This is a genomic window from Faecalibacterium sp. HTF-F, assembly GCF_023347535.1.
Taxonomy (GTDB): domain Bacteria; phylum Bacillota; class Clostridia; order Oscillospirales; family Ruminococcaceae; genus Faecalibacterium; species Faecalibacterium wellingii.
In genome coordinates, this window is the sequence record NZ_CP094473.1 from 1,203,293 (window position 1) to 1,221,454 (window position 18,162).

Annotated in this window: 14 protein-coding genes; 8 read left to right on the plus strand and 6 right to left on the minus strand. The window is 53.0% G+C overall.

Features of this window, described 5'->3' with window-relative positions:
- Nucleotides 1-29: 29 nt before the first annotated feature.
- Together MTP37_RS05800 and guaA are read left to right on the plus strand one after the other, a co-directional pair.
- On the plus strand, nucleotides 30-659 hold the full coding sequence (locus MTP37_RS05800) for a GyrI-like domain-containing protein (RefSeq protein WP_249238531.1): 630 nt from the start codon (nucleotides 30-32) through the stop codon (nucleotides 657-659).
- Nucleotides 660-761: 102 nt separating this feature from the next.
- Nucleotides 762-2,312: a glutamine-hydrolyzing GMP synthase gene (guaA, locus tag MTP37_RS05805; protein WP_249238532.1), complete on the plus strand. Its 1,551-nt coding sequence runs from the start codon at nucleotides 762-764 to the stop codon at nucleotides 2,310-2,312.
- Between the two features lie 157 nt (nucleotides 2,313-2,469).
- Here guaA and MTP37_RS05810 read toward each other — a convergent pair whose 3' ends face one another.
- Complete coding sequence (locus tag MTP37_RS05810) at nucleotides 2,470-2,973, minus strand: helix-turn-helix domain-containing protein (protein ID WP_097770294.1); 504 nt, start codon at nucleotides 2,971-2,973, stop codon at nucleotides 2,470-2,472.
- 333 nt (nucleotides 2,974-3,306) lie between these two features.
- Between MTP37_RS05810 and MTP37_RS05815 the strand changes: the two genes are divergently transcribed.
- The 6 genes from MTP37_RS05815 (at nucleotide 3,307) to MTP37_RS05840 (ending at nucleotide 9,514) form a co-directional block, all read left to right on the plus strand.
- On the plus strand, nucleotides 3,307-3,492 hold the full coding sequence (locus MTP37_RS05815; RefSeq protein ID WP_015538532.1) for a hypothetical protein: 186 nt from the start codon (nucleotides 3,307-3,309) through the stop codon (nucleotides 3,490-3,492).
- Between the two features lie 4 nt (nucleotides 3,493-3,496).
- Entirely contained in the window at nucleotides 3,497-3,934 is a 438-nt protein-coding gene (locus MTP37_RS05820) for a tyrosine-type recombinase/integrase (protein WP_249238533.1), read from the plus strand.
- The gene (locus MTP37_RS05825; RefSeq protein ID WP_396343912.1) at nucleotides 3,931-4,890 is read left to right on the plus strand and encodes an AAA family ATPase; all 960 of its coding nucleotides are present in this window, start codon (nucleotides 3,931-3,933) and stop codon (nucleotides 4,888-4,890) included. The genes MTP37_RS05820 and MTP37_RS05825 overlap by 4 nt, the downstream gene beginning before the upstream one ends.
- Before the next feature lie 44 nt (nucleotides 4,891-4,934).
- Nucleotides 4,935-5,168, plus strand: a complete 234-nt coding sequence (locus MTP37_RS05830; RefSeq protein WP_097778380.1) for a complexin-2 — start codon at nucleotides 4,935-4,937, stop codon at nucleotides 5,166-5,168.
- A gap of 253 nt (nucleotides 5,169-5,421) precedes the next feature.
- Nucleotides 5,422-6,690 carry a plasmid recombination protein gene (locus MTP37_RS05835; RefSeq protein WP_249238534.1) on the plus strand — a complete coding sequence of 423 codons (1,269 nt, stop codon included), beginning with the start codon at nucleotides 5,422-5,424 and terminating at the stop codon, nucleotides 6,688-6,690.
- Nucleotides 6,691-6,958: 268 nt separating this feature from the next.
- Nucleotides 6,959-9,514: a DUF262 domain-containing protein gene (locus tag MTP37_RS05840; RefSeq protein ID WP_249238535.1), complete on the plus strand. Its 2,556-nt coding sequence runs from the start codon at nucleotides 6,959-6,961 to the stop codon at nucleotides 9,512-9,514.
- A 792-nt stretch (nucleotides 9,515-10,306) separates the two neighbouring features.
- Here MTP37_RS05840 and MTP37_RS05845 read toward each other — a convergent pair.
- The 5 genes from MTP37_RS05845 to MTP37_RS05865 all read right to left on the minus strand — a co-directional run bounded on the left by MTP37_RS05845 (nucleotide 10,307) and on the right by MTP37_RS05865 (nucleotide 18,154).
- On the minus strand, nucleotides 10,307-11,950 hold the full coding sequence (locus tag MTP37_RS05845) for a CTP synthase (protein WP_249238536.1): 1,644 nt from the start codon (nucleotides 11,948-11,950) through the stop codon (nucleotides 10,307-10,309).
- Between the two features lie 137 nt (nucleotides 11,951-12,087).
- Nucleotides 12,088-12,666, minus strand: a complete 579-nt coding sequence (locus tag MTP37_RS05850; RefSeq protein ID WP_005937320.1) for an ANTAR domain-containing response regulator — start codon at nucleotides 12,664-12,666, stop codon at nucleotides 12,088-12,090.
- Between the two features lie 41 nt (nucleotides 12,667-12,707).
- A complete protein-coding gene (locus MTP37_RS05855; RefSeq protein WP_249238537.1) occupies nucleotides 12,708-14,027 on the minus strand; it encodes a glutamine synthetase family protein in 1,320 nt (439 codons plus the stop codon).
- Between the two features lie 149 nt (nucleotides 14,028-14,176).
- Nucleotides 14,177-16,264, minus strand: coding sequence for a glutamine synthetase III family protein (locus MTP37_RS05860; RefSeq protein WP_249238538.1), 2,088 nt, complete (start codon nucleotides 16,262-16,264; stop codon nucleotides 14,177-14,179).
- A 663-nt stretch (nucleotides 16,265-16,927) separates the two neighbouring features.
- Nucleotides 16,928-18,154: a class I SAM-dependent rRNA methyltransferase gene (locus MTP37_RS05865; RefSeq protein WP_249238539.1), complete on the minus strand. Its 1,227-nt coding sequence runs from the start codon at nucleotides 18,152-18,154 to the stop codon at nucleotides 16,928-16,930.
- Nucleotides 18,155-18,162: the final 8 nt, after the last annotated feature.

Here is an 18,162-nt window from a genome sequence, read left to right on the forward strand (position 1 = left end):
GTGAGAACTTCCGGAAGGGGTAAAGAGTAATGCCGTTTGATTATAAGAAAGAGTACAGGGAATTTTATCTCCCGCCGAAAAAACCGCATCTGATTACGATACCGCGTATGAATTTTGTGGCAGTGCACGGCAAGGGCGACCCGAATGCTCCGGGTGGAGCCTATCAGGAGGCTATGGGAGTGCTGTACGGCATTGCTTTCACCATCAAAATGAGTTATAAGGGCAGCCACAAGATGGACGGCTATTTTGAATATGTGGTTCCACCGTTGGAGGGCTTGTGGCATCAGAAGGGCGTGGATGGCGTTGACTATGCACATAAAGAAACATTTGAGTGGACATCCATGATCCGACTGCCAGAATTCGTGACGTCGGAAGCGTTTGATTGGGCCGTACAGGAAGCAACGGCAAAAAAGAAAAAGGATTTTTCCAAGGCGGAATTCCTGACCTATGACGAGGGACTTTGCGTTCAGTGCCTGCATATCGGCCCTTATGATGAAGAACCGAAAACGCTGGCGCAGATGGATGCCTTTGCCGTAGAGCAGGGGTATAGGCTTGATTTTTCAGAGACACGCTTCCACCACGAAATTTATCTGAGCGATCCTCGCCGTGCTGCACCGGGGACACTGAAAACGGTGTTGCGGCATCCGGTGAAAAAATAAATACAGGAAAATTCACAAATGATGTCGCTTTTATTTGGCAGATGTGCTATACTAAAGTTACCTGTAGAAACACATTGAATGGATAAGGGAGGAGAGAATATCATGCAGCATGAAACTGTTATCGTGCTGGATTTTGGCGGCCAGTACAATCAGCTGATCGCGCGCCGTGTCCGCGAGAACAATGTCTACTGTGAGATCTATTCCTATAAAACCGATCTGTCGGTCATCAAGGCAAAGAACCCCAAGGGCATCATCTTCACCGGTGGCCCCAACAGCGTTTATTTGGAGGATTCTCCCACGATCGACCCAGAGATCTTTACATGGGGTGTGCCTGTGCTGGGCATCTGTTATGGCAGCCAGCTGATGATGCATCTGCTGGGCGGTCATGTCTGTCGCGCACCGGAGCGTGAGTACGGCAAGACGGAGGTGTTCGTGGACAATAACAGTAAAATGTTCACGGATGTACAGCCGTCCACCATCTGCTGGATGAGCCACAACGACTACATTGAGCAGGCGGCCCCGGGCTTTAAGATCACAGCCCACACGGTCAACTGCCCTGTAGCTGCGGCAGAGAACGAGGAAAAGGGCCTGTACGCAGTTCAGTTCCACCCGGAAGTGCTGCACACTGCGGAAGGCAAAAAGATGCTGCGCAACTTCGTGTACAACGTCTGTGGCTGCACCGGCGACTGGAAGATGGATTCCTTTGTGGAGAACAATGTCAAGGCCCTGCGTGAGCGCATCGGCGATGGCAAGGTGCTGTGCGCCCTGTCCGGCGGCGTGGATTCCTCCGTTCTGGCAGCTATGCTGGCTAAGGCCATCGGCAAACAGCTGACCTGTGTGTTCGTGGACCACGGTCTGCTGCGTAAGAACGAGAAGGAAGAGGTCTGCGCAGTCTTCGGCCCGGGCAATGCCAATGGCTTTGATATCAACTTTATCTGTGTAGATGCCCGCGAGCGCTATTTCAGTAAGCTGGCAGGCGTCACGGAGCCGGAACGCAAGCGTAAGATCATCGGTGAAGAGTTCATCCGTGTGTTTGAAGAGCAGGCCAAGAAGATCGGCAAGGTGGATTTCCTCGCACAGGGTACGATCTACCCTGACGTGGTCGAGAGCGGTCTGGGCGGCGAGTCTACCGTTATCAAGAGCCACCACAACGTAGGCGGTCTGCCCGACACCGTGGACTTCAAGGAGCTGGTGGAGCCGCTGCGCAACCTGTTCAAGGATGAAGTGCGTCAGGCCGGCCGTGAGCTGGGCCTGCCCGAATATCTGGTCAGCCGTCAGCCGTTCCCCGGCCCGGGTCTTGGCATCCGCATCATCGGTGAGGTGACCCCGGAGAAGGTGGCTATCGTGCAGGACGCCGATGCCATCTGGCGCGAAGAGATCGCAAAGGCTGGTCTGGATAAGGAAATCAGCCAGTACTATGCAGCCTTGACCAACATGCACAGTGTGGGCGTCATGGGCGACGAGCGCACCTATGATTACGCTGTGGCGCTGCGTGCTGTGACCACCACCGACTTTATGACGGCCGAGAGCTACAATATGCCTTGGGATGTTCTGGGCACTGTCACTAGCCGCATCGTCAATGAAGTCAAGCATGTGAACCGCGTGTTCTACGATTGCACCGGCAAACCGCCGGCAACGATCGAGCTCGAGTAATCTGCAAAACCTGAAAAGTATTGATACAATGCGATATTTTGAGAACCAAAAGGTGCTCTGATACTGCTTTGATACTATCAGACGATTATTCATAAAGAGAGACATGAAAATGCCCTCTGAGAAACGGTAAGTTTTTCAGGGGGCATTTTTGTGTCTTTTATTCTTTACGCCACTTTTTCTTCGGCTCGTACCGGCCGCAGCCGTCGGCGGTCTGTGGCCAGTTGAGCTTCCATTCCAGATACTCTTCCTTGGTGATCTCGCCCTCCCGGAGCTGCTTCTTACGGAGCTGCCACTCCTTTAAGAAGTCATCCAGCAGACGATACCGGAAACTGACTGCCATGTGCTTTTCAGGGAAATCCGGGTCGGTGGTGTCTGTGACCTCGTAGAGCCGGGTGCCGGGATAGTGCTCGTCCAGCTCGAACAGAGTGTACATCACATCCTCTGCGGCGTACAGGGTCGGCTCATAGAGAGACCGATAGTTCACATCCAATACCTCCGCAATCTTGCGGAGCAACTCTTCCTTGGGCGTACGGGTGTTGCTTTCGTATTGTGCGATACGGATGTCTGCGCTCTTCTCCTCAAACCCGATGGCAATGCCCAGTTCTTTCTGGGTCATACCTCGGAGGTTGCGGGCACGTTTGATGCGGTCACCGACTGCCATGCGATTGCCTCCTGACTTAAACATATTTGTTGAACCTAGTATAGCACAGAAAAATAGGAGGTGCAATAGAAAATAAACAAAAAAGTTTAATATTTTACCCGAAAGCCTCTTGACTTAACGGAATGTGTTTAGTATAATGAGAGCACAAAAAGATAAGCAAAAATGCTTAGTAAAATTGAATGGCCGCCAAACTGACCCAAACCGCCAAGACCTTCCGAAAGGAAGCGAGCGCTCCGCAAGGGGACGGCACAGCACCGCAAAGGGGATATGCCTGCCGGAAGTCAGCGTGGATGAAGCGGCACCGAAACGAAACCGACAAAGAAAGGACAAAAAATGGCAAATAGCATTTTTATCAAGGCAGACGAGCTGGCAAAGGAGCTGGACATCTCGCAGGGTCTGGCGTACAAGATGATCGCCCAGTGGAACGAAGAACTGAGAGCCAAGGGCTACACGACCGTGGGAGGCCGGGTGAGCAGGAGGTACTATCAGGAGAAAATCTACGGGGCAGGAGAGGAGTGATAGGATGCCAGCCTACAAGGACAGCAAACAGGGCACATGGTACGCTTCCTTCTACTTTGAGAACTGGCAAGGTGTGAAGCAGAAGAAGCTGAAACGGGGGTTTGCCACCAAGAAGGACGCTCTGACGTGGGAGCGGGAGTTCCTTCTTCAGCAGGCAGCAGACCTGACCATGACCTTTGAAGCCTTCGTGGAAATTTATGTCACGGACAAGAAAAAGCGACTCCGGGAAAACACATGGTTTACCAAGGAGCATATCATCCGAACGAAAATCTTACCGTATTTCAAAGAAAAGCGGCTCAGCGAGATCAAGCCGCGGGATGTAATCGCATGGCAGAACGAGATGCTGAACTACCGGGACAAAAACGGCAAGGCCTACTCGCCGACCTACCTCAAGACGCTGCATGGACAACTCAGTGCCATCCACCCCGGAAGCCCATCGTGAACGACCTGCTGTACAGCGGCACCTACCTCTTTGTAGGTGCGCCCAAGGTGGGTAAGTCCTTCTTCATGGGGCAGCTTGCCTACCATGTGGAGATGGGGCTTCCGCTGTGGGAGTACGAGGTGCATCAGGGCACCGTCCTCTACCTGGCATTGGAGGACGATTACGCCCGGCTGCAGCGGCGGCTCTCCCGGATGTTCGGGGTAGAGGAGACCAGCAATCTCTACTTCGCAACGCAGGCCAAGTCCGTGAGCGAGGGACTTGACCAGCAGTTGGAAGGCTTCATCCGGGAGCACCCGGATGTACGGCTCATCATCATCGACACCCTGCAGAAGGTGCGGGAGATCGGCGGTGACCGATACAGCTACGCCAGCGACTACGAGATCGTGACCAAACTGAAAACTTTCAGCGACAGGTACGGCATCTGCCTGCTGGTGGTTCATCACACCCGGAAGATGGAAGCCGAGGACAGCTTTGATATGATCTCCGGTACCAATGGCCTGCTGGGTGCAGCGGATGGCGCGTTCATCATGCAGAAGAAGCGGCGCACGGACAACACCGCCCTGCTGGACATCGTGGGGCGTGACCAGCCGGATCAGGAGCTGACATTGGAGTTCAACCGGGAACGCTGTGTGTGGGAGTTCCAAGGAGCCGAAACGGAACTCTGGAAACTGCCGCCCGACCCGCTTCTGGAAGCGGTGGCAAAGGTGCTCACCCCGGAACAGCCGGAGTGGAGTGGTACGCCCACGGAACTGCTGGAACGGCTGTCGGGTGTGAGCATACAGGCAAACATCCTGACCCGGAAGCTGAACGTGAGTGCCGACAGGCTCTACAACGATTATGGAATTCGGTACGAAAGCAGGCGCACTCATGAGGGCAGGGTAGTCAAATTAACGCTGGAAAATTCTGGGGGCGTGACGATTCGTGACGGTTGTGACGGTATTTTTGCTACTATGTAAAATACCGTCACAATCGACACAACCGACACGGGATGGTGATAATGATGAAAAATGTGCAGATTTCGCAGGAACTTTTCGTCGCCTTGCTGCATTATCATTTGAGCGGCGAAAATGAGTACGAAGAGGTCATTGAGCAGGGTCTGGAGCAAAAATTGGATGCGATGCTGCGGCATGAGCTGTATGCCCAGTACAAGACAGCACCTACCGAGGAACAGCGGGAGCAGGCTCGGCAGGAGTATCTGGACAGACGAGGCGTGCCAGAAAGCTTCCGCTGGTGAGTCCCTCTATTGGCAAAGTACAGGAGCGTGTCACGCTCCTGTGAATGCAATCACGCAGGAAGGTGGTGTTGGACCGGGCAACGGCGAGGTACAGCGAAACCCCGTCCGCAGACGGAAGCCCCCGGCAGGGCGCAAAGGCATCTTTTGATGGACGGAACGTCTGTCAAAAGTGCTTTTGCGTTACTTTCGACGAAAGTAACAAAGCCTTTGCCGTGTCCGGCACCAGTTACTTCCACAGAGAAAGGACGTGCGATTGAAAAGAACCATTTCCGCAATGCGGGGTCCCGGCTCCCTCAACCATAACCGGAGAAGTTTCACCGCTGAAAACGTAAACCCGGAGCGCAGCAGCCTGAATGTTGTGTACCGGGATGAACCGATTCAGAAGGTGTACCACGAACTGTTTGACGAGGCAGTGAACCGCTACAACGCCAAGCAGAAGCGCAAGGACCGCTGTATCAACGACTACTATGAGCACCTGCGGACAGGCAAGCAGGAAAAGCTCTTCCATGAGTTGATCGTCCAGATCGGCAACAAAGATGATATGGGCGTCCTGACCGAGAACGGCGCACTGGCAAAGAAACTGCTGGACGAGTATATGCAGGGCTTCCAAGAGCGGAACCCGACACTGCGGGTGTTCGGAGCATTCCTCCACATGGATGAAGCTACGCCCCATCTGCACATCGACTTCGTGCCGTATGTGTCCGGCTGGAAGGGCGAAGGACTGGACACCAAGGTCTCCCTGAAGCAAGCTCTGAAGGCCTTGGGCTTTGCAGGCGGCTCCAAGCGAGAATCCGAGCTGAACCAGTGGATCAACGCCGAGAAAGAGCAGCTTGCTGCCGTGATGGAGCGGCACGGCATCGAGTGGGAACAGAAAGGCACCCACGAAGAGCACCTGTCTGTACTGGACTTCAAAAAGCAGGAGCGTAGTAAAGAGGTAGCGGCTCTGGAAACTGCCAAGCAGGAGTGCCAGACCGATCTGACCGAGATGCAGGAACAGCTGGAAACAGCGCAGACAGCCGTAGAAGCCGCTGAACAGCGGGTACAGAAAGCAGAGCTGACCTACCAGAAGCAGAGCCAGAAGCTGAACAAGCTGGCTCCCATCATGGAAGGGTTGGAAAACCTGTCAGCGCAGTACTCCCAGCGGCCGGAGGAATGGGTGCCGGAAGCAGCCACGTTTGAAACAGCCAAGAGCTACCGGGAGAAAAAGGCCATACCGCTGATCCAGAAGCTGGTGAAGGTACTCTTTGCCCTCCATCGGAAGTACTGGGAGGTCAAGGATGAGCGGGATAAGTATCTGCACTTCTATCAGGACGAGAAGAAAGCTACCCATCATCTAAGCCAGCGGCTGAAAGAGGTGGAGGCTGAAAACTCTCAGCTCTATGCGATGAAACGTGATTTCAGGCGAGTATGGAACTATTTCGGTGCCGAAAAGATGCAGCAGGTCATTGGGCTTATGAGGGAGCAGGAGCAGACCACAGATAGGAGCCAGAAGAAGAACAGGCAGAACAGCGTAGAACTGTAAGCATAGCAGACCCCCGCCAGCATCTGCTAGCGGGGGTCTGTACATATAGGGGCAACTTTTCGGAAATTCCGAAGAGTTCAGGGCAGTTGTTAAGCGTTGCTTAATAACTTGGGCGGTCTGTCAACTATCCGGGATTTCCAGATGGTTCGAGTTTGGTGATGGGAATCATTAAGAAAAACTTAATGGTTGGAGCTTTTGAACAGGAAAGATTGAAAGAAAAAAGCATATTTGGTATAATCAGAAAAAATGATGGGAGATGGACTGCGGCGTGAAAATTGAAGAAGGTCGAATTATAAATGACTTTATCGAACCGAATAAGTGCCAATATGCAATTCCTGTTTACCAACGCAACTATGAATGGTCAGCTGAACAGTGTAGGAAACTGTTTGTCGATGTAGTAACTGCGCATAAAAGAGATCGTAGACATTTTTGCGGATCGGTTGTATATGCGCCTTTGAAGAGCGAAAAGAAAATCAACTACTATGTTGTTATTGATGGTCAGCAGCGACTGACAACAATTTATATTCTGATAAAAGCACTGATAGATAAAGCTGTTACAGATGAGGAAAAGAAATCGTTGGCGGAAGTTCTATTCAATGTTGACAAATTCAAAAGATACAATATTGATGATTCTAGCAAACTAAAGCTAAAGCCAATAAAAAGCGATAATAATCAACTCATGCTGTTGATGGAAGATCATGCTGAACAGATGGATAGGACGAGTGGCATTTATCGGAACTATGAGCTGTTTTGCGATTTGATTCAGGAATTTTTAAATGATAACCCGGACATGGGGGTTGGCAATATCTACGATGGTCTTGAACATTTGACCTGCGCAGAGATTAAGCTGGATGATGATGACGATAATGCACAGGAAATTTTTGAACGAATCAATTCTACAGGCGTTCCGCTAAGTTTGTCAGATAAAATCCGAAACTTTGTTTTAATGACAGATACAGACCAAGATCGTTTATATGAGGATTACTGGCTGAAAGCAGAGCAGATGCTGTCCAAAGATCAGTTGGAGGGATTCTTCCTTGACTATCTGAATTTCAAAATGGATGGATTTGCTAAGGAGAGTACGGCCTATGATGAGTTTAAGGCTCTCTATGCACGTGGGCAGTATACCAATGAATCTATGCTGGAAGAGATTTACCACTATGTCCAGCAATATCATGCTTTCTATTATGGCGATGAAAAACGGTTCAGCAGTACAGTAAACCATTTGCTGAGAAGTTTGCAGACCCTGAAACAGACTACGGTGTATCTGTTCCTGTTCAGTGTGTTTGATGACTTCGATGCTGGCGTAATCGATGATGAAACACTCTGCAAAGTTCTTCGGTTGCTCCTGAATTACAGTATCCGCCGCTTGATTTGCGAAGTAGGTTCAAACTCGCTGCGTGGCTTGTATAAGACCCTTTACGGACGGGTGTTCAATCGCCCGGAAAATAAGAACAACTACTATGATTCCATCGTGTCTTTCCTACTTCAGCTGACATCTAAGGATGTGATGCCCAGCGATGCAGAGTTCGTGGCAGCACTGAAAGAACGTAATCTTTATCGGAAGAACGCGCTGTGTAAGTATTTGCTTGTGGCAATCGAAAATCAGGGTAAAGAGCAAATCAAGACAGATGCTTTGACCATCGAGCATATCATGCCGCAGAACAAGAATCTATCGACTGCATGGCAGAGAATGCTCGGTACGGATTGGGAGTTAGTGCGAGAACGATATCTGCATACATTGGGTAATTTAACGCTGACAGGTTATAACAGTGAACTAGGTGATCTGCCGTTTGCAGAGAAACTTGATAAGCTTGCAGAGGAAAATACTCATGTTACCGTCCTTTATAGTGATGTAAAGAACAAAACAGAGTGGAATGCGCAGACAATGGAATCTCGTGCAGAGCGTCTATCTGAAGAAGTTTTGAAACTCTTTCCCATTGAGTTGCCAACAACAAAGGTTGATTTTTCTGATCCGCGCTATCGGCTGTACACGGTGTCTGACCCACATAATGCGACCTATAAGTTCGTCAACTACTATGAGCTTCTAGGTGAAAGGGTCAGTGCTGATAGTTTTGCCTTTATGGTTCGTTCGGTGGCTGGTAAGCTGTACGACTTAAACAGTAGCATTATTGATCGTATGGCGCGAAATTTGGAAGTGTTTCCAGCGTGGCAAAATCCGGTATTTGCTTACGATAAGGACGCCATCCGAAATGCAGTAAAGCTGAAAAATGACAGCGATATTTACATCAGCACGGGATATTCTGCGTATGACTGCATCTGTTTTATCAAGGCACTTTTGAAGAAGTATGACCTTGATTTGGAAGAAGACTTTGTTTACAGTGCTCGGCCAAATAGCACAGCATTGACTGGAATAAATTGGAAAAATATTGCACAGGAGTGGTGCGAAGAACGGGACAAGAGAGGTGAAATTGTATTTGATATAAAGAATTGCGAAGGCAGATATGTCCGTTTTACAACCCCATTCTTGAATAGCGTGATACCGACAAATGAAGACATACTAAGTCCATGGAAGACAAACAATTACTATTTCTATGAAATTACGAGCGATAAAAATGAGTTGTATGTACAACTTTATTTTTACTGTAAGGGCATTACCGACGAAATGCGAACGGCATTCCAGAAGTTGGCTAATCTAACCGATGGAGGAAAGTTGACACAGGGATACAGATTATTCTTCAAATCATCTGTATTTACTCAGGCAGAGAATAGTACGAAGTCGGAAATCAAGAATCACTTATATCGATGCTTAGAAGAAGTGCGTGCGTTTGAAATGACGATTCAAGATAAATGGGACTCCTAAAAGGCAGTTGCATCTTGAACGTAAATACGTTATAATACTCACAGAGATCCCGCTGGTTGTGTGATACTATCCTGATACTAAAAAATCAACAAACCACATCTACCACGGCAATCTCATGAAAAAGTGAACATCCAAGAATAGACTTACTAAACAAATTTGTTTAGTAAAAATCCGGACTTACCGAGCTCGAATAATGGAATTACGCGAACTTTCAACGTTGCTATGAGCAAAATTGAAAGATAAATCGCACCGTGACATTAGTTTGACATTAAGCCGCGAAAAAGCACACAGAATTATAATTCAACGAGCCTTCGCAGTTTAACATTTGAGAATAATTTGAAAGACCCCTGAAAGTGACGAGAAATCGAAACTTTCAGGGGTCTTTTTGACATTATTGACATTAAGAAATGACCGTGACATTATCGAAAATAAGGCACTGTTGCCTGACAGTGGGGTGATACTATATCGCTGATATGTGGCCGTTGGCTTCATCGTCATTCTCCTGCTCAGCCCGAAGTTCTTCGAAATCTTCCACGGCTATTTGGCTGATCTGAAGCGGAAAGAACGTTCCTAAGCCATATCATACCTCCCCCAATAAACTTCATGGAAGTCTTGGCTGCGGCGCAGACAGTCCACGCTTGTCCATCGTTACCAGTGCTATGTATGATACTATATAAAACCAAAAGAAACCCGGGGCCCTCTGAGTCGTTTGACTTTGAAAGGGTTCCGGGTTTTGTGCGATGTATTCTTGAGAAGCTGTTCTGCTGCAGCGACCCTCATTTATTGGAGACTTTACATGTGCAGCAGGCTGCGCTGCTCGCTGGCGCGAAACTTGAGCGCAGCAGCGATAAAGGCCTTGAACAGCGGGTGAGCGCGGTTGGGACGGCTCTTGAACTCCGGATGGAACTGTGCGCCCAAATGGAAGTCACGGCCGGGCAGCTCCACAGTCTCCACCAGACGACCGTCCGGGCTGGTGCCGGAAATGACAAGACCGGCATCCTGCATTTCCTGACGGAATTCGTTGTTGAACTCGTAGCGGTGGCGGTGGCGCTCCCAGATCTCGGCCTCGCCGTAGCATTCGGCCATCTTGGTGCCGGGTGCAACCTTGCAGGGATATTTACCCAGACGCATGGTGCCGCCTTTGGGAATGTTGCCCTGCTGGTCGGCCATCAGCGCGATCACGTTGTGCTTGCCGTCCGGGGTGAATTCGCTGGAATTGGCGTCCTTGTAGCCCAGAACGCCCCGGGCAAACTCCATTACCATGATCTGCATGCCAAGGCAGATGCCGAAGTAGGGAACATGGTTCTCGCGGGCATACTGTGCAGCCTGGATCATGCCCTCAATGCCGCGGTCGCCGAAACCGCCCGGCACGATGATGCCGTCCACATCTGCAAAGGCCTCCCGGCAGGCGGCCTGATCGGTCAGGTCCTCACTCTCCACCCAGCGGATCTCTACCTGACTGTCGTTCTCAAAACCGGCATGATACAGGCTTTCCATCACAGAAAGGTAAGCATCATGCAGCTTGACGTACTTGCCCACCAGTGCAATGCTGCAGGTCTTGCTGCGGGTGGCAATGCGGGACACGACCTGCTTCCACTCGGTCAGGTCGGCAGGAGGAACGTCCAGCTTGAGTTTCTTCACCACGACCTCGTCCAGACCACCGGTGTGCAGCATCAGCGGGCACTGGTACAGGCTGGGCATGGTCAGGTTCTCGATCACACACTCCGGCTTCACATTGCAGAAGGTGCTGATCTTGCGGCGGATGTCGCCGCCCACGCTGCCGTCCGCACGCAGGATGATAATGTCGGGATTCACACCCATGCCCTGCAGCTCTTTCACAGAGTGCTGTGCGGGCTTGGATTTGTATTCGTCCGAGCCGGAAATGTAGGGCACCAGCACCACATGGATGTAGCAGCAGTTGTCACGGCCCTGCTCCAGACCCACCTGACGGATGGCCTCGAGGAAGGGCTGGCTTTCGATATCACCGGTCGTGCCGCCAATCTCGGTAATGACCACGTCAGCCTCAGTGGAGGAAGCCAGATTGTAGATGTAGCTCTTGATCTCGTTGGTGATGTGGGGGATGATCTGCACGGTCTGGCCCAGGTATGCACCCTGACGTTCCTTGTTCAGCACGTTCCAGTACACCTTGCCGGTGGTCAGGTTGGAGTATTTGTTCAGGTTCTCGTCGATGAAGCGCTCGTAGTGGCCCAGATCCAGATCGGTCTCGGTGCCGTCATCCGTCACGAACACTTCGCCGTGCTGCAGCGGGCTCATGGTACCCGGGTCTACGTTCACATAGGGGTCCAGCTTCTGGCTGGCTACCTTCAGACCGCGGCACTTGAGCAAACGGCCCAGCGATGCGGCCGTGATGCCCTTGCCCAGACCGGAAACGACACCGCCGGTGACAAAGATGAATTTGGTTTGTTTCTCTGCCATAGAATTTCCTCCTCTATTTTTGCTTTTCTGAATTTTTCCCTTATAAACCTTTGTAAATTCTTTCAGGCAAACGGTCTTGCTCTCTGCCTCTCCCAAAATGAGCCGGTGAAAGCAAGGATACTTTTCCCAATCCAATATTATACACCCATGTCCTCATAATTTTCAAGGACTTCCTGTGCAATTTCTGTGCGGTCACGACGGGTATCCATGGCCTGTTTTTCTATGTAGCGGTGTGCTTCGGCTTCGGTCATGTGCTCGTGCTCCACAAGGCAGCACTTTGCACGGCTGACCAGCCGCACCTGTGCGATCTTTTCCTGTAAGCGGGCGTTCTCCTGCCGGGCACGCAGCAGCCGGTGATTGCCGGCCGCTGCCATGTGCATGGCCTGCACAAAAAAGGCAGTGCTGAAGGGCTTTGACAGCAGCAATACCCCCTGCTCGCTCAAAGGGCCCAGCAGCTGCTCAGCCTGTGCGGCTTTGACCAGAAACACAACGCCGGCATCTGTTTTTTCCACAGCATTGATGCACACCTCATGCCCGAATTCATCGGGCAGGGGAGAGTTGACCACGATCAGCTCAAAATCCGATTCCGTCATGCGACGCCGGGCTTCGGCTCCGCTGGGAATGATCACCGGGCGGCTGTAGCCCATTTCGGTCAGCCGTGCAGCGATATACTCGTTGGAGCTTGCACCGGCACTTACGATCAGTGCACGTCCCATTTCCCTCGCTCCTTTCTCCTACACACTCTTTTTTGCAGGGGTCAGATGGCGTTGAAGTAATGGGTGCGCTCGTATTCAGCAGGGTCGGATGCATGTTTCAGTGCTTCACAGCGCTTGAGCTCCTCGGTGAAGTACCGGGTGGCAAGCTGCTCGGGCAGCACTCGGCGCAAAAATTCGCTCTCCTCAGCGGCCTGCACGGCCTCTTCCAGACTGGCGGGCAGAGTCTCAAGACCGAGCCCCTCAGCCATGGAGGGGTCGAACAGATTCTTGTTCACGGGGGCAGGAAGCACCATGCGGTTCTCAATGCCGTCCAATCCGGCAGCCAGCACCAGACCAATGGCCAGATAGGGGTTGCAGGCAGGGTCCGGGCTGCGCAGCTCCATGCGGCAGTTGTCGCCCTTTACCTGCGGGATGCGCACCAGCTGGCTGCGGTTCTGGCGGCTCCAGCTCACATAGCGGGGCGCTTCATCGCAGCCAAAGCGCTGATAGCTGTTGGGCAGAGGGTTGGTGAACACGGTCAGCTCCCGGCTGTGGGCCAGCACACCGGCCATAAAGCTTCCTGCAATGCTGTCCGGGGCAATGTCGCCCTCAAACAGGTTGCGGCCATCCATGTAAAGGGACAGGTTGATGTGCAGGCCGCTGCCCGCCTGATCCGGCAGGGGCTTGGGCAGGAAGCTTGCGTGGATGCCGCTGCGGGTGGCAATGGCGCGCACGATCTGCTTGAACATCATCACGTTGTCGGCGGTCTTGAGGGGGCCTGCGTGGTGGCAGTCGATCTCGTTCTGGCCGTTGCCGCTTTCGTGATGGCTGTGCTGAGGGCTCATGCCCATCTGCTCCATGGTCAGGCAGATGTCCCGGCGGAGGTTCTCGCCTGCGTCCAGCGGGGCCACGTCAAAGTAGCCGCCAAAGTCGATGGGGATACGGGTGGGGCGGCCCCGGTCATCGTTCTCGAACAGGTAAAACTCACACTCTGCGCCCACGTTGCAGGTGATGCCCAGCTTTTTGAATTTGCGGTTCACGCTGCGCAGAAAGCCGCGGCAGTTGCCGCCAAAGGGCTGGCCGTCCGGCTTTTCCACATCACAGAAGAACTGCATCACCCGGCCCTCGGTAGGGCGCCAGGGAAGAATGGTCACGGTGGACAGATCCGGCCGCAGCACAAGGTCGCTTTCCTCCACCTTCATGAAGCCGGCAATGGAACTGCCGTCGAAGCAGACACCGTCTTCCAGAGCTTTGGGCAGATCGTTTGCCAGCACGGCAATGTTCTTCTGAGTGCCAAAGATATCGCAGAAGGCAAAGCGCACAAATTTGACGTTGTTGTCCTCCACAAAATCAAGGATGTCCTGTTGGGTCGAATAGCTCATAATGGTTTCCCTTTCAAATAAAACGCCTAAAGGCCTGCCCTCAGAATGGGAGCAGGTCTTTAGGCTGGTGTAAGAAATAGGAAAAGGAGAATGGCAATTTTAAATTCCGCAGCCTACGGATGCTATTCTGCTGTTACGCTGATGAAAGATCAGACGTAGTAGAGCATCTTGCTGTAGCTGGGCAGAGGCCAATAATCCTCACCGCAGATGGTCTCGGCGTCGTCCGCAGCGGCACGCAGAGCATCCATTGCAGGCAGCACGTTGTCGTGGAAAGCAACGGCCTTTTCTGCCTCGGTGGGCAATGCCTTGGAAGCATCCACTGCATCCTGCAGGGTATCGACGGCGTCGCTCATAGCATCGGCATCGGCAGAGAGCTTGGTCAGAGTCTTGGTCTCACTGCGCACGCTGATGTTCTCGCTGACGGCCAGCTTGGATGCGGCGGTATTGGCAAGCTCGCTCATGTAGGAGTTGACGGCAGGCAGCAGCTGCTTGCGGGCCATTTCCAGCATGGTCAGAGCCTCGATGTTGATGATCTTGGAGTAGTGCTCCATTTCCACCTCGTAGCGGCTCTCCATCTCCACCTTGGTCAGCACGCCGAACTCTTCCATCAGGGCGATGTTCTTGGGCTCGATCAGGGCAGGCAGGGCAGCAGGGGTGTTCTTCTTGTTGGGCAGACCGCGCTTTGCAGCTTCCTCTTCCCACTCGGCAGTGTAGCCGTTGCCGTTGAAGATGACGCGGCGGTGGTCGCGGATGGTGCGCTTGACCAGAGCGATCACAGCGCTGGTAAAGTCCTCAGCACCCTCCAGCTCGTCGGCGTAGCCCTTCAGTTCCTTTGCAACGGCGGTGTTCAGGATGGTGTTGGCATCGCTCAGGTTCTCAGCGGAACCGGGCATACGGAACTCGAACTTGTTGCCGGTGAAGGCAAAGGGAGAAGTACGGTTGCGGTCGGTGGTATCCTTGCTGAACTTGGGCAGGACATCAACACCCAGATCCATCTTCATCTTGACGGGGCCGGCATAGGGAGAATCGGATGCGATAGCATCGATGACGGCTTCCAGCTCTTCGCCCACGAAGATGGAAATGATAGCCGGAGGTGCCTCGTTAGCACCCAGACGGTGATCGTTGCCGGGAGTGGCAACGGAAGTGCGCAGCAGATCGGCGTACTCGTCAACAGCCTTGATGACAGCAGCCAAGAACACAAGGAACTGCAGGTTCTCCATGGGGGTGTCGCCCGGGTCGAGCAGATTCTCGTGGGTGGTGGACATGGACCAGTTGTTATGCTTGCCGCTGCCGTTGACGCCCTCGAAAGGCTTCTCATGCTGCAGGCAGACCAGACCGTACTTGGGAGCAATCTTCTTCATCATCTCCATCGTCAGCAGGTTGTGGTCGATGGCAACGTTGGTGGTGTCGAAGATGGGAGCCAGCTCATGCTGGCAGGGAGCAACTTCGTTGTGCTTGGTCTTGGCGGGAATGCCCAGCTTCCACAGCTCTTCGTCCAGCTCCTTCATAAACTCGGAGACCTCGGGACGAATGACACCGAAGTAGTGCTCTTCCAGCTCCTGACCCTTGGCAGAGGGAGCACCGAACAGGGTGCGGCCGGTGAGGATCAGATCCTGACGGGCTTCGTAATCCTCCTTCTTAATAAGGAAGTACTCCTGCTCGGGGCCGACGGTGGTAGAAACGTAATCCACATCCTTGCCGAACAGCTTCAGGATGCGAATTGCCTGATTGGACAGTGCGTTCATGGAACGCAGCAGCGGGGTCTTCTTATCCAGAGCCTCGCCGGTGTAGCTGACGAATGCGGTGGGGATGCACAGCACATCATCCTTCACAAATGCGTAGCTGGTGGGGTCCCATGCAGTGTAGCCGCGAGCCTCGCAGGTGGCGCGCAGACCGCCGGAGGGGAAGGAAGATGCATCGGGCTCGCCGCGCACCAGCTCCTTGCCGGAGAACTCCATGATGGCGGTGCCGTCGCCCACAGGGGAAACAAAGCCATCGTGCTTCTCACTGGTGATGCCGGTCAGCGGCTGGAACCAGTGGGTGTAGTGGGTGGCACCCAGCTCCATGGCCCAGCGCTTCATCACGCTGGCCACAACGTTTGCCACCTCAATGTCCAGCGGAGCACCCTTGTGCAGGGTGTTCTTCAGGCTCTTATAGGTTGCGCTCGGCAGGCGCTCCTTCATCACATGTTCGTTAAAGACCTTGCTGCCGTAGATTTCCATAACATTCGCTGCCATAAATCCTACTCCTTACTTGATCTTATTTTTCTTACCCTTTCGTCTGCATTCTGGTCTGCCGCAATGCCGCACCCAGAAGTACGAAAGCTTCTTAACAAAAACAGCGCTGCGAGTCAGGAGGTGACCCACAGCGCCGTTGCTGTCTATGGTTTGATTATAGCCGCTGCCGGGCAAAAAGGCAATTGACAAATCTGACGATTCTGCACAAGCAGCTTCCGGCATTTTTGGAGCATCCGCACTTGGTATGACTTTTTAAGAGGACGAACCCTCTCCGCCCGATGGGAGAAACCCTCTCAGTCATTGCTTGCGCAATGCCAGCTCTCCCGAAGGGCGAGCTTTTATCCAGCTGCTGGGTAAGTTTATTCATCATCGGAAAAAATCGTTGTTTTCCGTCCCTGCTCATAAAGCTCCCCCCTCGGGGGAGCTGGCAAAGCCGTCAGGCTTTGACTGAGAGGGTTCAGGCAGCGCAGCAAAAAGATGCATTTACCCGATGGGGTCCCTTCTGGTGAAAATGTGTTTTTAATATACGGTGCCATTACCCGCTACGGCCCCGCTTCGTGAAAAAGAGCTTCCGGAAAATCCGCAGATTTTCCGGAAGCTCAAACATTAAAAATAAAATTTCCGCTGAAGATGCCCAGAGTGAAACGGAGGGCATTCAAATCGTCAAATTACCTGAAAGAGGAAGAACTTCAGATAATTCGTTTCCGGCACGCCCCACAGGATCGGGTGATCCGGAGCCTGCTGCTTCACTTCGATCTGCCGCAGCTGGCGGTGCGCATCCTTTGCTGCTGCACGCAGCATCTTGATGAACAGCTCCTCGGTGGCAAAGTGGGAGCAGCTGGCAGTTGCCAGATAGCCGCCGCGGGGCAGCAGCTTCATGGCGCGGTAGTTGATCTCCTTGTAGCCGCGCATGGCGTTTTCTACGGTGCGGCGCGCCTTGGTAAAGGCCGGCGGGTCCAGAATGATAAAATCGTAGGGGTGCCCCTCTTTTTCCAAGCGGGGCAGCAGCTCAAAGGTGTTCTCGCACAAAAAGTCCATATTGGTCAGACCGTTGCGCTGGGCATTGCGCTGCGCCATGGCAATGGCCTCGGCGCTGATGTCGGCGGCGGTCACACGGGCAGCGCCGCCCGCAGCGGCGTTCAGTGCAAAGCTGCCGGTGTGGGTAAAGCAGTCCAGCACGGTGTGGCCTGCGGCAAGGCGTGCCACAGCCCGGCGGTTGTACTTCTGGTCAAGGAAGAAGCCGGTCTTCTGCCCATTCTCGAAGTCCACATGGTAGTAAACGCCGTTCTCGCAGATCTCGGTCTGGGTGCTTGACGGATGAGTCTCACCGGGCAGCTCAAACCAGCCTTTGTTCTGCTCAAGACCTTCCTTGGCGCGCAGAGCCTCATCGTTGCGCTCGTAGATGCCATCGATGGTCTGGCCGTCGGCACGCAGGACTTCTGCCAGAATGGGAAAGAGGACGGGCTTGAGCTTTTCCATGCCCACGCTCAGGGTCTGGGTGACGAGGATGTTGCTGAACCGGTCCACCGTCAGCCCGGGGAACTGGTCGGCCTCGCCAAAAATGACGCGGCAGGCAGAAAGGTCTGCGGGTTCCAGCACGGTTTTGCGGTAACTCCATGCATATTCCACCCGGCGGCGCCAGAAAGCTGCATCAAAGGTGTCATTGGCGTTGCGGGAGATCAGCCGCACGCGGATCTTGCTCTTGAGCGAAACGAAGCCGGTGCCAAGGTAGGAACCCTTGGTGCTGACCACATCGGCCAGAGTGCCGTTTTCCGGCTCATTTTCCGGGGAATTGAGGATGTCGTTCTCGTACACCCATGGATGCCCGCCCACCAGCAGGCCCTCGGCGTGTTTGTTGACGGTATACACAGGGTAAGCGCGTTCTTTCATATGGTTCT